Here is a 16,631-nt window from a genome sequence, read left to right as displayed (position 1 = left end):
GTCCACCGACCCCCTCTTCTGACCCCCACAATCAACGAAAGGAGCAGTGTGATGATGGCTCCAAGCAGTCGGCGATGTCGCCCTCGATGAACCAGCTCGTCCCCGTCCAGGTATTCGCCACCTCCCGCAGAGCGGTATGGCACCCCCGGCCGGGACGAAACCCGTGAGAACGGTCGGAGAAGGTCGGCTCATACTATGCCTCCAGGAGAAGGCGCACCACCTCGCCGACCAGCTTGTCCGACCAGGTCGGCAGACCCAGYGGGCGCAGCTTCCCGTATTTCTTCGGGATGTGGACCCGCCGGGCCGGGCTGAACCGATAGCGCTCGTGGCGCATCGCGTCGATGACACGCTGGATGACGTTCATCGACATGCCGTCCGCGGTTTCCTTCGTAGCGCCGGCCGTCATCGCCCCCTTGTTGGAGTAGATACGGCCGTACGCCAGCAGATACAATTGCGGGTTGAACATCTGTCGATACAACTCGTCACACGGCAGCCCTTTCCTGCCGCGCTCACGGAGGACACCCAGCACCGTGTCGGCGTTCTGCATTTCGCATACCTCCCGGCAGTGTGATGTCCGATCACCTGCACCCCTTCGCCCTGAGGACGGCTTTCCCGTCCTCCCCGGCGGGTCGTTACTCCCGCGACTACTACGGGTGCTCCGTCACCGTAGGGCTCGCGCCCCTTAGGTGATCCCACGTTCGTCCTGACCGTACATAGCAGCGTGACGTAGGCGTCCCACTCATCTCCTTGAATACCCTCGCTGGGCATCGCTCCGCACCCCGGAGGTTGCGCCGGCCAACGTACGAAGCCGGTGCAGGGCGCGGCGTCGGCGTCAGGCGTCTTTCCGACGGACGGGACGTTGCATCATCTGGAGATTGGGATTCAAGCAATCCAGCCTTCGCCATATCACGCGGGTCCCCCAGCGCGTCGCCCCATACGCCTGGGCACAGCCGCTGGTTTCCTGGCATGCTGTTGTCCCCTTCGGCCTTTCGGCCTCGGGTAAGCCATCAGACCCAGGAACCTCCCTCCGAGTCCCTCCCAGCTGAGCTGGGGATACGGCCAAGCGCCTCGTGGCGCACTACGTCTCATCGACGAACCACCTAYCCCCAGGCCGGTGCCGACACGGACGAGCCGCCTCAACCAGCAAAGGCGTGAAGCGCGCCACCCACCGGTAGACCGTGACGTGATCGACCTCGAGGCCGCGTTCGGCGAGCAGTTCCTCGACATCCCGGTAGGACAGGGCGTATCGCAGGTACCAGCGGACAGCGAGGATGATCACCTCAGGTGGGAACCGAAACCCCGCGAACTCCGATGTCGGGACCGGTGGACAGGCGCGACGTCGACGCATCACTCGATCATGACCGATCGACGGCCGCGGGACAGCGGACTCCGCCGATGCAACAGAGCCCTTCAGCATGCTGGGACGAGGATCTCTGGCTCGGTCTTCTCCCGGACCTTTTCGACGGTCACGTCGGGGGCGAGCTCGACCAGGACGAGGCCGCCGCCGTGTGTTGCGGGTGTGACGTCGAGGACGCACAGGTCGGTGATGACGCGTTGGACGACGCCGCGGCCGGTGTAGGGCAGGGTGCACTCGCGGACCACCTTGTGGGTGCCGTCCTTGGCGACGTGCTCCATCAGCACGATCACTTTCTTGGCGCCGTGGACCAGGTCCATCGCTCCGCCCATGCCCTTGACCATCTTGCCGGGGATCATCCAGTTGGCGATGTCGCCCGTGGCCGAGACCTGCATCGCGCCGAGGATGGCGGCGTCGATCTTCCCGCCGCGGATCATCCCGAAGCTGGTCGCGGAGTCGAAGAATGAGGCGCCCTTGCGCACCGTGACGGTCTCCTTGCCAGCGTTGATCAGGTCGGGGTCGACCTGGTCCTCGGTCGGGTAGGCACCCACCCCGAGGATGCCGTTCTCGGACTGCAGCACCAGCTCGATGTCGTCGGGCACGTAGTTGGGCACCAGCGTGGGCAGCCCGATGCCGAGGTTGACGTAGTCGCCGGCGGCCAGCTCCGCGGCCGCGCGGGCGGCCATCTGCTCACGCGTCCACGCCATCGGCGCTGTCCTCCTTCTCCACCGTCGACAGCAACGCCGACACGAACTCCTGCACTGTGAGCGGCTCGATCGCGGGCTCGGTGGTCATCGCGTCGTCCTCTTCTCGATCCGCTTCTCGGCCGCCTGCTCGGGGGTCAGCGGCACCACCCGGTGCACGAACACCCCGGGCAGGTGGACGTGGTTGGGGTCGATCTCGCCGGGCTCGAGGAGCTGCTCGACCTCGGCGATGGTGACCCGGCCGGCCATCGCGGCCAGCGGGTTGAAGTTGCGGGCGGAGTCCTTGAACACCAAGTTGCCGTGCCGGTCGCCCTTCCAGGCCCGGACCAGCCCGTAGTCGGCCACGATGGCGCGCTCGAGCACGAACTCCTTGGGCCCCTCGGCGGTCTCGAAGACCTGGGTCTGCTTGGCCGGGCTGGTCTTCTCCACGGTGCCGGCGGAGTCGTACTTCCACGGCAGCCCGCCGTCGGCGACCTGGGTGCCGACCCCGGTGGCGGTGAAGAACGCCGGGATGCCGGAGCCACCGGCGCGCAGCCGCTCGGCCAGGGTGCCCTGCGGGGTCAGCTCGACCTCCAGCTCCCCGGCGAGGTACTGCCGGGCGAACTCCTTGTTCTCACCCACGTAGGAGGCCACCACCCGGCGCAGCCGGCCGGCGCCGAGCAGCAGCCCCAGGCCCCAGTCGTCCACGCCGGCGTTGTTGGAGACCACCTCCAGGTCCTTGGTGCCGCCCTCGAGCAGGGCCTGGATCAGCGCCGACGGGATCCCGCACAACCCGAACCCGCCCACCGACAGCGTCGCACCGTCGGGGATGTCGGCCACCGCCTCAGCGGCCGACCCGATCACCTTGTCCACTCAGACCCCCTCAGGCCCCGTGTCGGAAAGGGGCTGCTTGGAGGCGAGGATGCGGCCGCGGGCCTCGCCGAATCCGAGCCGCCGGCCGTCGGCCGCCGGGGCGCTCGCGCGCAGCACGACCTCGTCGCCGTCCTCGAGGAAGGTGCGGGCCTGGCCGTTGACCTCGACCGGCTCCGCGCCGTTCCAGGTCAGCTCGATGAACGCCCCCCGCTGGTCGCGGGCCGGCCCGGAGATCGTGCCGGAGGCGAACAGGTCACCGGTCCGGGTGGGTGCCCCGTTGACCGTGAGGTGGGCCAGCATCTGGGCCGGGGACCAGTACATCGCCGAGTACGGCGGCCGGGAGACCACCTGTCCGTTCCACTCCACCTCCAGGTCGACGTTCAGGCCCCACGGCCGGTCGAGCGCGAGGTAGGGCAGCACGGCCGGCTCCTGGACCGGCGTGTCCACCCGCGCCCCCTCCAGCGCCAGCATCGGCACCACCCACGGGGAGATCGTGGAGGCGAACGACTTGCCGAGGTTCGGCCCCAACGGGACGTACTCCCAGGCCTGGATGTCGCGCGCGGACCAGTCGTTGAACAGCACCACCCCGAACAGGTGCTCCTCGGCCTCCGCCACCGCGATGGGCTCCCCCATCGGGTTGCCGACCCCGACCACGAAGCCCAGCTCGGCCTCGATGTCAAGCCGGGTCGACGGGCCGAACACGGGCAACGGGTCACGCGGGCCCTTGCGCTGACCGGCCGGGCGGACGACGTCGGTGCCCGACACCACGATCGAGGCCGAGCGGCCGTGGTAGCCGATCGGCAGGTGCCGCCAGTTCGGCGTCAGCGGGTCGGGGCTGTCGGGCCGGAACAGCCGGCCCAGGTTCGCCGCGTGATGCTCGGAGGCGTAGAAGTCGACGTAGTCGGCCACCTCGAACGGCAGGTGCAGCGACACCGCGCCCAGGTGGTGCACCGCCGCCGTCGGCACCTCGGCCCGCAGCGCCTCGCTGATCGCCGCGCGCACCTCGACCCATCGCTGGGGGCCCTGGGYCATGAAGGCGTTCAGCGACGGCCGCGCGAACACCGGGTCGTCGAGCAGGAGCGCGAGGTCGACCACGTGGTCGCCGTACCGCACCCCGACCCGCGGATCCCGGCCGGGCACGGAGTAGACGCCGTACGGCAGGTTGTGCAGCCCAAACAGGTCGTCCTCGTCCACGGTCAGCGTGATCGTCTGCTCGTTCATGACAGGCCCTTCGTGAGGTCGGGGTCGAGCAGGCCGAGGTCGGCGAGCTCCTCGACCGGTTCAGTGATGGAGCAGGTGCCGAAGGAGCGGAACGCCTCCCGCACCCGAGTGGAGAGGACACGGACCCACTGGGTCACGCGGGCGCCGTCGCGGTCGGCCAGGATCTCGACGAGCTCCGTCTCGTCGGCGCCGTCGAGGGCGGCTGCGGTGGCGGCGAGCAGGTTGAGGAACCCATGCTGCTCGAACCCGGTCTCGGGGTCGGTATTGCGCAGGGCGTGGTGCAGCCCGGCCGTGGCCTTGAACGGCACCCCCGCCCGCACCGCCGCCAGGACGGCGCCGGCGAGCTCCTTCTCGTCGGGGTAGAGCTCCGCCCGGACGCCACCAGTGCGGAACTTCGCCAGGAAACGCGTGCCCGACAGGGCGGCCAGCACCGCGTCGCGCCGACTGTCACGGGGCACCTCGACGAAGACCGTCACTGAGGTGCGCCCCGCGAGAGCCTCGTCGAGGGTGGGTACGACGTCCTCCGGCTTCGTCTCGGCGGTCAGCGCCGCCTCGAGGCTGACCAGGTGCACAGCCGGGATCGCCTCTGCGGTCGCGACCGCACCGCCGACCGCGGGCRGCGGTGCGGTCAGCGACAGGGCGAGTGATCCGGGCGCACGACCGGCCACCAGCGGCGCCAGCGCGTCGAGGTCCTTGGCCGCCAGCACCAGAGCTCCGACGAGCCCGGCATGGGCTGAGCAGACGTGACGGATGTGTGCCGGCACCGCCTCGGCCAGCGGCAGGTTCCCGGGTGGAAAGACGGCGGCGTCGTCCAGCAGGCCGGTGAACAGGCTCATCTCCGGGCTGGTCATCCGCCGGTCGCTCCGGTCTCGCCGCGGTCGCCGCACGCCCAGGAGTAGGCGTAGACCCCGTCGTCGGAGGCCCGGGCGGCCTCGCCCAGCTCCAGCGGCCGGAAGGTGTCGACCATGACGGCGAGCTCGTCGAAGAACTCCGCCCCGATGCTGCGCGCGTAGGCGCCCGGCTGGGGCCCGTGCGGATGCCCACCCGGGTGCAGGCTGATCGACCCCTGCCCGATACCGGAGCCCTTGCGCGCCTCGTAGTCCCCGCCGCAGTAGAACATCACCTCGTCGCTGTCGACGTTGGAGTGGTAGTACGGCACCGGGATCGACAGCGGGTGGTAGTCGACCTTGCGCGGCACGAAGTTGCAGATCACGAAGTTGTGCCCCTCGAAGACCTGGTGCGCCGGCGGCGGCTGGTGCACCTTGCCCGTGATCGGCATGTAGTCGTGCACGCTGAACCCGAACGGGTAGAGGCAGCCGTCCCAGCCCACCACGTCGAAGGGGTGGTGCGGCAGCACGTGCACCGTGCCCGCGATCCCGCCCGGACCGGGCCCCCGGTGCTTGAGGTAGACCTCGACGTTCTCCTCCTCCACCACCCGGGGCTCCGACGGCCCCCGCAGGTCCCRCTCGCAGTACGGCGCGTGCTCCAACAGTTGCCCGAACCGCGAGAGGTACCGCCTCGGCGGGGTGATGTGGGAGTTCGCCTCGATCACATAGATCCGCACGGTGCCCTTCGGGACCACCCTGTGGGTCGTCGCGCGTGGGATGACGGCGTAGTCGCCCTCGCCGACCTCGAGGTCGCCGAACACGGTCTCCACGACCGCCTCCCCCGCCTCCAGGTAAAGGCACTCGTCACCGATGGTGTTGCGGTAGTACGGCGACACAGCGTCGGCCACCACGTACGAAAGCCGCACGTCGGCGTTGCCCAGCAGCAGCCGGCGCCCGGTCACCGCGTCGACCCCGCTCGCGCCCTCCTCGAACAGCTTGTGCGTGAAGAGGTGGATCGGGATCAGTGGGTGGTTGGGCAGCGTGGACTGGTCGGGCAGCTCCCATACCCGGTACTCGCTGATCGCCGAGGGGATGTGCCGGTGGTAGAGCAGCGAGGAGTCGGACGAGAACCCCTCCTCCCCCATCAGCTCCTCGTAGTACAGCGACCCGTCGGAGGCACGGTGCTGGGTGTGCCGCTTGGGCGGGACGAACCCCGCGGAACGGTAGAACGGCATGTGGATCTCCTCCTCGGATGGTCTGGGCCTCGACCTCAGCGGGCGACGCAGAGCGCCCGCTCGGCGGCCTCTGCCAGGTCGGCGGCCCTGTCGGACGTGGTGGCGGAGGTGATCACGGCGGCGACATGGCCGTCTGGGCGGACCAGCCAGGTCTCCCCCGGCCGGGCGCCGAGCGCGGCTGTGAGAGTGCCGCCCGGGTCGATGTCGGCCAGGCGCAGTACCCGGGTGGGGGCGTCGGTGGCCTCCTTGAGTACGACGGCGGTCTCGTGGGCGTCGACTCCGTCGGTGGTCAGTGCCAGCAGCCCGTCGCGGACCAGCTGGCGCAGCCGCATCACGTCGGGGCGGACCGTCACCGTGATCGGGGCGTCGGGAACGAGCACGCCGGGGACCGCCACGGGCATCTCACCGCGTGGCGGCCGGCCGGCGAAGCGGCGCCCCGGGTCGGCGGTGGTCAGCGGTGAGTCGACGTACCAGAAGGGCTCGGCGAACCGGCCGCTGTCGACGCGCGCCTGGGCGTCGGGAGCTCCGACGGCCTCCTCCAGCAGGCGGCGGCGGGCCTCCCACTCGGCGTCGTCCTGCGGCACCAGGAAGCGCATGGTGTGGCTGGTGACCTCGAGGTTCTCGTGTGCCGCGGCGAGCCGCTCGGAGTCGTAGCTGTCGAGCAGTGTCTCGGTGGACCAGCCGTGCAGCACGAAGGCGAGCTTCCAGGCGGCGTTCTCGGCGTCGGCGACACCGGAGTTGAGGCCTCGGGCGCCGAAGGGAGCGACCAGGTGGGCGCAGTCGCCGGCGAGCAGCACTCGGCCGACACGCATCCGGTCGACGCTGCGGGCGTGGAACCGGTAGATCGACTTCCACACGATCTCGTACGGGCGGTCGCCGATGATCTGCCGGATCCGGGCGTCGAGCCGGCCGTCGGCGGCCTCGGCGTCGAGGTCGAACTCCGCCGGTACCTGCCAGTCGATGCGGAAGGTGGAGTCGGGGCAGGGGTGGATGAGTACCTGCCGGCCCGGATTCCAGTCGGGGTCGAAGTAGAAGCGGCGCTCGGTCTCCCAGCCGGGTAGGTCGGCTCGGATGTCGCAGATCAGGAAGCGGTCGTCGAAGCTCTGGCCGTCGAAGGTCACCCCAAGCAACTGGCGGACGCGGTCGCCTCGCGCGCCCGCGGAGGCGACGGCGTACGCTGCCCGCACCTGTGTCTCGCCTGCGGGCGTGGCGCACGTCAGCGTGACCTCCTCCTCGGTCTGCTCGATGCCGACCACCTCACAGCCCCAGCGGACCTCGATGAGTGACTGGGTGGCGATCTGCTCGTCCAGCACCTGTTCGGAGTGGCACTGGGAGACGTTGACGAAAGCCGGCAGCGGCGAGTGACCGCGGTCGACGAAGGACCAGTGGAAGAGCTCCTGGTCGCGGTAGAAGGTGCGGGCGGTGGTCCAGGTCAGGCCGTCCTCGGCGATCCGGCCGGCACCGACGCTGGCCCAGATGTCGAGCACGTCGCGCTGCTGGCAGATCGCCTTGGACCCCACTGCGTCGCGCTCGGGGCGGGCGTCGAGCAGGACGACCGGGATGCCCCAGCGGGCCAGCAGCAGAGCGGTGGTCTGGCCGACCGGGCCGTTGCCGATGACGGCGACCGGAAGGCCGGTGTAGCCGGGCAGGCTCATCGGACTCATCCCTGCAGCTCGTCCCAGACCTCGCGGTCGCGCTCGGCGGTCCAGATGCGTGGCCAGTCGATGCCGTCCAGCTCGTCCCAGACGCGCTGGACGTCGAAGGGAAGGCAGTGCTCGAAGATCGGCCAGGCGCCGAACTTGGGGGCGAGCGCCTCGTGGGTGGCCTCGAATGCTTCCTTGAGACTTCCGCCTCGAGCGTGCACGGCACCGACCTTCTCGCGCATGACGAGCAGGAAGGAGCGGGTCTGCTCGATCGCGGCGTCGACCGCCTCGCGGCCTCGCGGGACCGCGCCGCGGCCGCCGACCAGCGCCTCGGCGCCGAAGGCCTTCACCCGGTCCAGGGTGCCGGTCGACCAGTCGGTGTGGAAGGCGTCGCCGGTGTAGAGCGCGGCTTCGGCCTCGACCAGGTCGCCGGCGAAGAGCACCTTCTGGCGCGGCAGCCAGGCGACGATGTCGCCGGCGGTGTGGCCGCGGCCGCAGTACTGCAACACCAGCTCGCCGCGGTCCCCGCCCAGGTCGATCGTCATCGAGTCGCTGAAGGTGACCTCCGGCCAGGTCAGACCCGGGATCGTGTCGGGCTCACGGAACAGCCGTGGCATGCGGCCGAACTCGCTGTCCCAGTCCTGCTTGCCGCGCTCCTTGATCAGCTTCCTGGTGTTGTCGTGGGCGATGATCACCTCGGCGTCGAACGCCGAGGCTCCCAAGACCCGGACGGCGTGGTAGTGCGAGAGCACCAGGTACTTGACCGGCTTGTCGGTGTGCTCGCGCAGCTTGTCCAGCCAGTCGCGCGCAGCGACGGGAGTGGCGCGGGCCTCGAAGGCGACGAGGAAGTCCTCGCCCTCGATGGCGCCGACGTTGGGGTCGCCCTCGGCGGTCAGGGCGTAGACTCCGTCGGCGAGGACCTCGAGGGTCTCGGTCTTCTCACCCACGTCGGTGGAGGAGGCGAAGGGCTTGGCAGCCATGGCGGTGGTCCTAATGAGTTCTGGGAGCCAGCCATCCGGCAGACTCCGGGCGGTGGCCGCCGGCAGGTGAACACTCGTTCGTCCCGGACCTCGAATCCTGACGAAAGACCGTGCCCCTGCCGGTCAGGCCGGGAGAGTTGATCGCTGATGGGATGTCGTGCCCGCCGCTTGCGGCGTGAGCACTGTGTTCATTAGGTCGCTGATGGTTCTCCCGCAGGCTGCTCATGGTGATCGGCACGAGGCGCGGGAGGGACGTTGCGGCTGTTCGTGGGAGATGACTGGGCCGAGGATCATCACGACGTGGAGGTGATGGATGCCTCCGGACGGCGGCTGGCGAAAGCCCTGCTGCCCGAGGGAGTGACCGGCATGACCCGGCCGGACGCGCTGGTCGGCGAGCATGCCGGTGACAACCCCGACGACGTCGAGGTGCTCGTCGGGATCGAGACCGACCGCGGGCCGTGGGTGGCGGCGCTGGTCGCCGCTGGCTACACCGTGTTCGCGATCAACCCTCTGCAGACGTCGCACTACCGGGCGCGGCACACCGTGTCCGGGGCCAAGAGCGACGTCGGCGACGCGCACGTGCTCGCGGACATGGTCCGCACCGACGCCCACCAGCTGCGGCCAGTGGCCGGCGACACCGCCACCGTCGAGGCGGTCAAGGTCGTGACCCGCACCCACAAGACGTTGATCTGGGAATGCACCCGTCATACCCAGCGGCTGCGACACGCGCTGCGCGACCACTTCCCCGCCGCGCTGGTCGCGTTCGAGGACCTCGACGCCGCCGACACCCTGGAACTGCTGGCCAAGGCCCCCACCCCCGCTGAAGCCGCCCGGCTGACCCAGATCAGCGCCGCCCTGCGCCGCGCCCGCCGCCGCGACATCCCCGCGAAGGCCGCCGCGATCCAGGCCGCGCTGCGCGCCGAGCACCTCGGCCAGCCCGACGTCGTCACCGGCGACTACGCCGTCTCGGTCCGCGCCCTGGTCGCGGTGCTGACCGTGCTCGACGACCAGGCCAAGTCCCTGCAGGGACAGGTGGAGGAACATTTTGGCCGACGCCCGGCCGCTGAGGTCGTCGGGTCCCAGCCAGGGCTGGGACCCGTCCTCGGCGCCCGGGTGCTCGCGGAGTTCGGTGACGACCCCGACCGCTACGCCACCGCCAAGGCCCGCAAGAACTACACCGGCACCTCGCCGATCATCCGCGCCTCCGGCAGGAAGAAGACCGTCGCTACCCGGCACGTCCACAACGACCGGCTCATCGACGCCCTCATGACCCAGGCCTTCACCAGCCTGCGGTGGTCGCCCGGCGCCCGTGCTTACTACGACCGGCAGCGAGAACGCGGAGCCAGCCACAACGCCGCCCTGCGCCAGCTCGCCAACCGCCTCGTCGGCATCCTGCACGGCTGCCTCAAGACCGGCGCCCTCTACGACGAGGCGACCGCCTGGCCGCCACGCGTCGAGAAGATCGCTGCTCCACACTTCAGCTCCTGGGATGTCTTTCGGGACGGAAGGGGGATCGGGTCGGGCGGTCGGTTCAGGACTCGTGGGTCCGGGCGTCGCGGGCCACGACGGCGAGACAGCCGAGGCTGACCAGGGAGACGACGACGAGGTATGCCGTCACCGGGGCGGAGGAGTCGCCGGCGGCGTACAGCGCCGTGGCGAGCGTCGGGGCGAGTCCGCCGCCGAGGACGGAGCCGATCTGGTAGCCGAGGGAGGCGCCGCTGTAGCGGACCTTGGCCTTGAACAGGTCGGAGAAGAGCGCGGCGATCGGGCCGTAGGTAACGCCGAGGAAGAACGCGGTTCCAAGGATGCCGACGAGGATCAGCGCCGGGCTGGCGGTGTCGACCAGCGGGAACAGCGCGGCCATCCAGCCGGCCAGGCCGGCGGAGCCGAGCAGCAGCACGCGGTGCCGGCCATGGCGGTCGGAGAGCGCAGCCGCCCACGGGATGACAGCCAGCCAGGCCACCGCTCCCACCAGCGTGAGGGTGAGCATCAGGCTGCGCTCGAGCCCCAGGATGGTGGTGCCGTAGCCGAGCAGGTAAGCCATGAAGATGTAGCCCACGGTGTTGTTACCCATGAAGCCGCCGGCGGCCAGCAGGACCTGGCGGGGGTGCTCCTTGAGCACCGTGACGATCGGCATCCGGGCCTCATCGCCGGACTCCTTGACCTGCTCGAACTCGGGGCTCTCGGTGATGCTGAACCGGATCACCAGGCCAATGACGACGAGCAGGGCGCTGGCCAGGAAGGGCACGCGCCAGCCCCAGGCGGCGAAGGCCGCGTCGCTGGTGGTGGCCGAGAGGGTGAGGAAGACCAGGTTGGCCAGGATCAGGCCACCGGGGACGCCCATCTGCGGAAAACTGCCGTATAAGCCCCGCTTGTCGGCCGGGGCGTGCTCGACGGCCATCAGCACGGCGCCGCCCCATTCGCCGCCGACGCCGATGCCCTGGATGAACCGCAGGGTGACCAGCAGGACCGGGGCCCACACACCGATCGCGTCGTACGTCGGCAGCAGGCCGACGCCGGCGGTGGCGACACCCATCAGGACAAGGGAGGTGACCAGCATCGACTTGCGACCCACCCGGTCTCCGAAGTGACCCATCACCACACCRCCGAGCGGACGTGCCAGGAACCCGACCGAATACGTCGCGAAGGCAGCCAAGGTGCCCGCGCCCGGCGAGAACGTCGGGAAGAAGAGCGGGCCGAACGCGACGGCGGCGGCCATCCCGTAGATGAAGTAGTCGTACCACTCGATCGCGGTGCCGACGAAGCTGGCCGTGGCCACCTTGAGCGGGCTCGCCCGGCGGGTGGCTCCGGTCGGCACGGCGGTCGAGGCCGCGGAGGGAATCGATGTCATGGGTGGCTCCAGGGGTTCTGGTTCGAGTCCGGTGGGATCGGCTTCCGGATCAATGTGACAGCCATCACCTATGTTAGAAAAGGACAGGAATCCTAGGAACTATATAGGATTTACTGATGATTCCCGTCCGTTTTTCTCTCCGCCAACTCGCGTACTTCGTCGCGATCGCCGACGCCGGCACGCTCAGCAAGGCCGCCGAGCGGCTGCACGTCTCACAGCCCAGCCTGTCCGCCGCGCTGACCGACCTTGAGCGGGCTCTCGACGTGCAGCTTGCGGTCCGTCGGAAGGCGCACGGAGTCACCCTTACGCCTTCAGGGGCACAGGTGCTCCGCTACGCCCGCGACCTGTTGYGGCGAGCCGAGGACCTCAAGAGCGTCGCGTCCGGCGGCGACGCCCTGACCGGAACACTGTCCCTCGGCTGCTATGTCACGCTGGCGCCGACCGCACTCCCCTCGCTACTGGAGGGCTTCACCGACCTTTACCCCGGTGTCACCATTGACTTCACCGAGGGCACCCAGGACGTGCTCCAGCGGCGACTGCTCGGCGGCGAGCTCGACCTGGCCATTCTCTACGACATGGAGGTCATGCCCGAGATGGCGCGGGCCGTCATCGAGACCCGCCGGCCCCACATCCTGCTCCCGGCCGACCACCGTCTCGCCGACGCCGACGCCGTCTCGCTCGCCGACCTCGCCGAGGAGCCGATGATCCTCCTGGACGCACCACCCAGCTCGCACAACACCCTCAGGATCTTCGAACGCTTCGACGTCACCCCAAACGTTCGCTATCGACCGAAGACCTTCGAGCTCACCCGAGCCCTGGTGGGTCACGGCATGGGCTACGCCTTGCTCGTCCAAAGGCCCGCGAACGACCGCACGTACGAGGGCCACCAGGTCATCATCAAGGAGATCGCCGAACCCGTCGACGAGTACCGGATCCTCGTAGCGTGGCCCAAGGGCATGAGCCTAAATCGGCGCGCCCAGGCGTTCGTCGATTACTGCCGCCAAAGGCCGTCAGACACGGCGCAAGACTGAGCCGCGCTACGCACCAGCACCGCCGTTTTCAACGAGAGGGCCCCAACTCCTGAAGCCCCGAGCTCCATGTCCATAACATGCACCTGCACCAAGGGGACGTCGGGCAGACCTCCACAGTGGCGGTCCACCTCCCAATTGGATAGGAGGACCTGCCCGACATCCTCCGTGCCGCAGCACCAGCCGCTCGACCTCGCGGTACACAGTCTCGCCCGCGGCCGGCGCGTCGACGAACAGCAGGAGCTGGTGATCTCCGAGAGCCGACACGGTTTGAACCGCAGTTCAGGCGCCCGACCGTCCACCGCTTGAAGCGAATCGCATTCGCACGACGGACGCACGCCTCCTTCTAGGACATCGCCCGCTTTCCTCCATGCGGGGTCGAGCGAAACGGCTGCGCGGTTGGGTGGGTGTGAAGGTGGACAGCTGGAGGAAGGACATCGCCTGCTTRGCGCCTGTCCGCAGCAGCCTTCGTTACGATCATCAACGGCTGACGAGGAGCCCTCTCTTGAGACAGGTTGCGGCGCAACAGATTCAAAGAGGATTCCTCGCCGAGCCGATACGGCTAGGGGCGCAGCTCGGGCCGCGGCATGTCACTGGCCCGGTAATGCAGATAGTTCGAGGTGTCGGTGCCAGTTTCAGCCGCGCGCTCTGTCATTGCCGCAGGGCTAGTGCTCGGCCAGACCCCGGCGCTCAGGCGCCGATCCATGGTCTCGATCGCGGCGATCTGCTCACTCGTGGTGAAGTTGCAGTGCCCCGGGGCGGCGGTATACGTCTGCCGGAGCAGCGCACCCTCGTGGTTGGCTCGCACCCGGTCCGCGTACGCCGCCTCCAGGTTCGGGAAGACGAGGTTATCGCCGGTCGTGTGCACCGTCAGCAACGGCACCTGCAGCTCCCCAGTCGGGGCGTAAGCGTTCATGGCGTCGATCGCCTGCGGGTCCGAGGGCGCGACCCTCGGCGCGGACTCGAGCGCGTCCAGGTCGTCCCCCAGATCGAGTCCAGCTTCCCGGTATAAAGCGGCGACCTCCGCCTTTGGACCGCTGCCGAGATCGGCGTACAGCTCCCGATAGTTCACCCCGATGTTCCACGAGAACGGGCCACCCGCGGCTGCCTCCATGTCGGCGCGAACCAGCGTCTGGAACCCTGCGAACACGCTGACAAACGAGTGGAACTGATTGATCTGCTGCGCTTCGTAGTCGTGTCGGCCCGGCTCGTCCGTCCCCAGATCCGACCACGGCGGCAAGGTCGCGAACGACGCCGCGAGCGCGAGCCGGGCCCGGCCCTCCGAGGTCTGCTGCGCGGTCCGCGCTAGCGCCGCCCAGTAATCGGCTGCGGCGGCCGGGTCCTCTGCGCCGACGAGGGGGACGGTCCCGTCGGGATCGAGGAGAGCCCGCATGGTGAACGCGCCATCAAGATAGGAGTTGAACCACGGCACGACGCCGGCAGTGTCGGGGCACATGGCGACCGCGCCGTCGATCCGGTCCCCGGCCCGCTCAGCCAGGAGCGTCGTGATCTCCCCGCCCATGGAATGACCCCAGGCGATCACCCTCCGCGGCGCACCAACCTGTTCGGCGAACTGGTCGATCGTTGCGATCTGGGAACCCAGCGCGGCCGGGGTCTGCCACCCGGGGCCGGGAAAGGAAGACCCCGCGAGGGCGTACCCGTCCGCGAGAAGCGCCTTACCGACCTCCTCGTTACTGACATCCTGCGCGGGGTTGTCCGGCCTGGAAGTGTAACCGTGGGAGTAGAGTAAGAGGGTACCGTTCCAGTCCGAGGGCACCTCGATGAGGTAGTCCGACCCGTCGGTGAGCGCACCGGTAATGGTGCGGGCGCGGGTGTCCACGTCCGCGGCAGCGCCGCCGCCGGTCAGTACGGTGAGTGTCAGGGCTGCGGTGCCCGCCGCGGTGAGTGTCTTCTTGTAGCGCATGTTGTTGGATCTGCCTCTTCTTCGAAGATGCCGTCGGTCGACAGCGCGGGTATTTTGAGGGCATCGGTGCAGTCGGGCACCGCCATCACACAGCTTGATCAGCCGGACCGCGAGCGCTGAGAACCGCTGCGACGGCGCCAAGTGCGTGGCGCTCATGGGTGTTTCCCGAACTCCTACCCACTATGGTCGCAGTCACATGTCCCAGGAAAGAACAGTTAACCTCTGATCTTCATAAGAAAATTCGATGAGTCCCGTTTGTCTCTCACGGCACTGACGCCCCTGTGTTGTCAAGTAGCCGCGGTGGCCGGTGGGCTGGTGTGCGGGATGGCGTTGTAGATCTCGCGGGCGATGTAGCGCTTGAGGCAGCGGACGATTTCGCGTGGGGTTTTGCCTTCGGCGAGGCGTCGTTGCTGGTAGGCGCGGGTGCGGGGGTCGCAGCGCAGTCGGGTGATGACGATGCGGTGCAGGGCTGCGTTGGCCTGGCGGTCGCCGCCGCGATTGAGGCGGTGTCGGCGGGTCTTCCCGGACGAGGCCTCGATCGGGCTCACCCCGCACAGAGCCGCGAAGGATCGGTCGCTGGTCAGCCGTCGCGGGTTGTCGCCGGCGACGATGAGCAGCGCCGCGGCGGTGTCCGGTCCGACGCCGACCTTGGCGAGCAGGGCGGGTGCGTGGCGGTTGAGCACGGCGGCCAACCGGCGGTTAAGGTCGTCGATCTCGGCGGTGAGCGCCACGATCCGGGTCGCGAGCTGGCGCAGCGTATAGCGCGCGGCCGTGGCTGTGTCGGTCGGCTCGACCTCGTCGAGCGCGGCGCATCGACGCACGAGTGTGGTGCGGCCCAGCCCGGCGAGGGATTCCCGCAGGCCAGGTTCGGTGCGGACCAGGACTGCTTTGAGCTGGTTGATCGCCTGGGTGCGTGCCTTGACCGCGGAGGTCTTGGCCAGCCGGAACATCCGGGCCATCTCCACCGGTCCGTCGCCGGTCTTCGCGGTCGCGGTGGCCTGGCCGGCGAGGACGGCACGGGCGGCCGCTTCGGCATCCAGCGCGTCGGTCTTGCCTCGGCGCCGGCGAGCGGCGCGGTCGGGCCGGTTGACCTCGGCCACGGTGACACCGGCCGCAAGCAGATGTCGGGTCAGGGCCGCGCCGTAGGAGCCGGTGCCCTCGACTCCAGCTCGACACACGGTCCCGTACCCACGTGCCCAGGCCAGCAGCTGTGCATAGCCGTCAGCGGTCGTCGGAAAGGTCGCGCTGCCCAGCAGCGCCCCGACCGGCGTGAGGACCGCTGCCACGTGGACATCCTTGTGGGTGTCAACGCCGAGAACGACCTCACCACCAGCGGTGGGCTGGTCTGGGTTCTCAGACTGACGCATCCTGACCACGGGCTGTTCGTCTCCTGCTCGGCTCGGGAACGGGAAGCCGTCGCCGGGCCGGCAGGGCGGTCAGAACTGTGACGGTGCCTTGTAGCGGCAAGGCCCCTGTCGGGACACGCCCACCGGTCCGGTCGACACACCACCAGACGGCGGCTGAYAGGTCAGTGCGAAGGCATCACGCCAGTTGCATCGCGGGTCAGGCCACCGCCCGAGGCCGAACCATGAACTCACAGTTGCATCGGCGAAGTCCGCCGTCACGCGGCTGCCGATCAGTCATGATCGAACGATGCGCCGACGTCGTGTCCGTCCACCGGCTCCGACGTCAGAGTTCGCCGGGTTCCGGTTCCCACCCGAGGTGATCGTGCTGGCRGTCCGCTGGTACCTGCGGTTCGCGCTGTCGTACCGGGACGTCGAGGAGCTGCTCGCTGAGCGCGGCATCGACGTTGATCACGTGACTGTGTGCCGGTGGGTCCAACGCTTCACGCCCTTGCTGGTCGACGCCGCGAGGCCGTGTCGGCACCGTTCTGGAGACAGGTGGTTCGTCGACGAGACCTAGGGACTGTTTCAAAAGATCGTTAGCGGAGCCAGATGTTGATGGCAGCGATGGTGACCGTTGCCTGGTAGCGGACGGCTAGCTTTTCGTAG

General features: G+C 69.1%; 12 protein-coding genes and 4 pseudogenes. 4 read left to right on the top strand and 12 right to left on the bottom strand.

Annotated features, from left to right (window positions below; all coding sequences use genetic code 11):
* Positions 1-46 precede the first annotated feature (46 nt).
* The 9 genes and pseudogenes from CC117_RS33725 to CC117_RS33685 all read right to left on the bottom strand — a co-directional run.
* Positions 47-547, bottom strand: a pseudogene (locus tag CC117_RS33725) (reverse transcriptase/maturase family protein); the annotation flags it as partial.
* A 534-nt stretch (positions 548-1,081) separates the two neighbouring features.
* Positions 1,082-1,348 (bottom strand): annotated as a pseudogene (locus tag CC117_RS33720) (IS6 family transposase); the annotation flags it as partial.
* 62 nt (positions 1,349-1,410) lie between these two features.
* Positions 1,411-2,061, bottom strand: a complete 651-nt coding sequence (locus tag CC117_RS33715) for a 3-oxoacid CoA-transferase subunit B (protein ID WP_071092459.1) — start codon at positions 2,059-2,061, stop codon at positions 1,411-1,413.
* Between the two features lie 84 nt (positions 2,062-2,145).
* A complete protein-coding gene (locus CC117_RS33710) occupies positions 2,146-2,910 on the bottom strand; it encodes a CoA transferase subunit A (protein ID WP_071092458.1) in 765 nt (254 codons plus the stop codon).
* Entirely contained in the window at positions 2,911-4,131 is a 1,221-nt protein-coding gene (gene fahA, locus CC117_RS33705; RefSeq protein WP_071092457.1) for a fumarylacetoacetase, read from the bottom strand.
* Positions 4,128-4,982, bottom strand: a complete 855-nt coding sequence (locus CC117_RS33700) for a hypothetical protein (protein ID WP_071092466.1) — start codon at positions 4,980-4,982, stop codon at positions 4,128-4,130. Before CC117_RS33700 ends, fahA begins: the two co-directional genes overlap by 4 nt.
* Entirely contained in the window at positions 4,979-6,193 is a 1,215-nt protein-coding gene (locus CC117_RS33695) for a homogentisate 1,2-dioxygenase (RefSeq protein WP_071092456.1), read from the bottom strand. The genes CC117_RS33700 and CC117_RS33695 overlap by 4 nt, the downstream gene beginning before the upstream one ends.
* 35 nt (positions 6,194-6,228) lie before the next feature.
* Positions 6,229-7,857: an FAD-dependent monooxygenase gene (locus CC117_RS33690; protein WP_071092446.1), complete on the bottom strand. Its 1,629-nt coding sequence runs from the start codon at positions 7,855-7,857 to the stop codon at positions 6,229-6,231.
* A complete protein-coding gene (locus CC117_RS33685; RefSeq protein ID WP_071092445.1) occupies positions 7,854-8,816 on the bottom strand; it encodes an MBL fold metallo-hydrolase in 963 nt (320 codons plus the stop codon). Before CC117_RS33685 ends, CC117_RS33690 begins: the two co-directional genes overlap by 4 nt.
* Positions 8,817-9,071: 255 nt before the next feature.
* On the opposite strand from CC117_RS33685, the pseudogene CC117_RS33680 reads away from it, so the two are divergent.
* Positions 9,072-10,268: pseudogene (locus CC117_RS33680) on the top strand (IS110 family RNA-guided transposase); the annotation flags it as partial.
* Between the two features lie 79 nt (positions 10,269-10,347).
* Here the strand turns inward: CC117_RS33680 and CC117_RS33675 are convergent.
* Complete coding sequence (locus CC117_RS33675) at positions 10,348-11,667, bottom strand: MFS transporter (protein ID WP_071092444.1); 1,320 nt, start codon at positions 11,665-11,667, stop codon at positions 10,348-10,350.
* A 116-nt stretch (positions 11,668-11,783) separates the two neighbouring features.
* On the opposite strand from CC117_RS33675, the gene CC117_RS33670 reads away from it, so the two are divergent.
* Positions 11,784-12,698: a LysR family transcriptional regulator gene (locus tag CC117_RS33670; protein WP_071092443.1), complete on the top strand. Its 915-nt coding sequence runs from the start codon at positions 11,784-11,786 to the stop codon at positions 12,696-12,698.
* 559 nt (positions 12,699-13,257) lie between these two features.
* Here the strand turns inward: CC117_RS33670 and CC117_RS33665 are convergent.
* Both CC117_RS33665 and CC117_RS33660 read right to left on the bottom strand, forming a co-directional pair.
* Entirely contained in the window at positions 13,258-14,619 is a 1,362-nt protein-coding gene (locus CC117_RS33665) for an alpha/beta hydrolase (protein ID WP_071092442.1), read from the bottom strand.
* A 287-nt stretch (positions 14,620-14,906) separates the two neighbouring features.
* Positions 14,907-15,986: an IS110 family RNA-guided transposase gene (locus tag CC117_RS33660; RefSeq protein WP_071092461.1), complete on the bottom strand. Its 1,080-nt coding sequence runs from the start codon at positions 15,984-15,986 to the stop codon at positions 14,907-14,909.
* On the opposite strand from CC117_RS33660, the gene CC117_RS38400 reads away from it, so the two are divergent.
* Positions 15,906-16,067 carry a hypothetical protein gene (locus CC117_RS38400; protein ID WP_198542088.1) on the top strand — a complete coding sequence of 54 codons (162 nt, stop codon included), beginning with the start codon at positions 15,906-15,908 and terminating at the stop codon, positions 16,065-16,067. The genes CC117_RS33660 and CC117_RS38400 overlap by 81 nt on opposite strands.
* Before the next feature lie 205 nt (positions 16,068-16,272).
* Positions 16,273-16,539: pseudogene (locus CC117_RS33655) on the top strand (IS6 family transposase); the annotation flags it as partial.
* Between the last annotated feature and the right edge of the window lie 92 nt (positions 16,540-16,631).

Source organism: Parafrankia colletiae, from assembly GCF_001854655.1.
Classification (GTDB): domain Bacteria; phylum Actinomycetota; class Actinomycetes; order Frankiales; family Frankiaceae; genus Parafrankia; species Parafrankia colletiae.
This window is presented reverse-complemented; position numbering and strand designations above follow the sequence as displayed.

What these genes read in the sequence shown, in the direction of transcription:
- CC117_RS33715 (WP_071092459.1), bottom strand. Translation starts at nt 2,061, where the DNA reads ATGGCGTGGACGCGTGAGCAGATGGCCGCCCGCGCGGCCGCGGAGCTG.
- CC117_RS33690 (WP_071092446.1), bottom strand. Translation starts at nt 7,857, where the DNA reads ATGAGTCCGATGAGCCTGCCCGGCTACACCGGCCTTCCGGTCGCCGTC.
- CC117_RS33685 (WP_071092445.1), bottom strand. Translation starts at nt 8,816, where the DNA reads ATGGCTGCCAAGCCCTTCGCCTCCTCCACCGACGTGGGTGAGAAGACC.
- CC117_RS33665 (WP_071092442.1), bottom strand. Translation starts at nt 14,619, where the DNA reads ATGCGCTACAAGAAGACACTCACCGCGGCGGGCACCGCAGCCCTGACA.
- CC117_RS33660 (WP_071092461.1), bottom strand. Translation starts at nt 15,986, where the DNA reads ATGCGTCAGTCTGAGAACCCAGACCAGCCCACCGCTGGTGGTGAGGTC.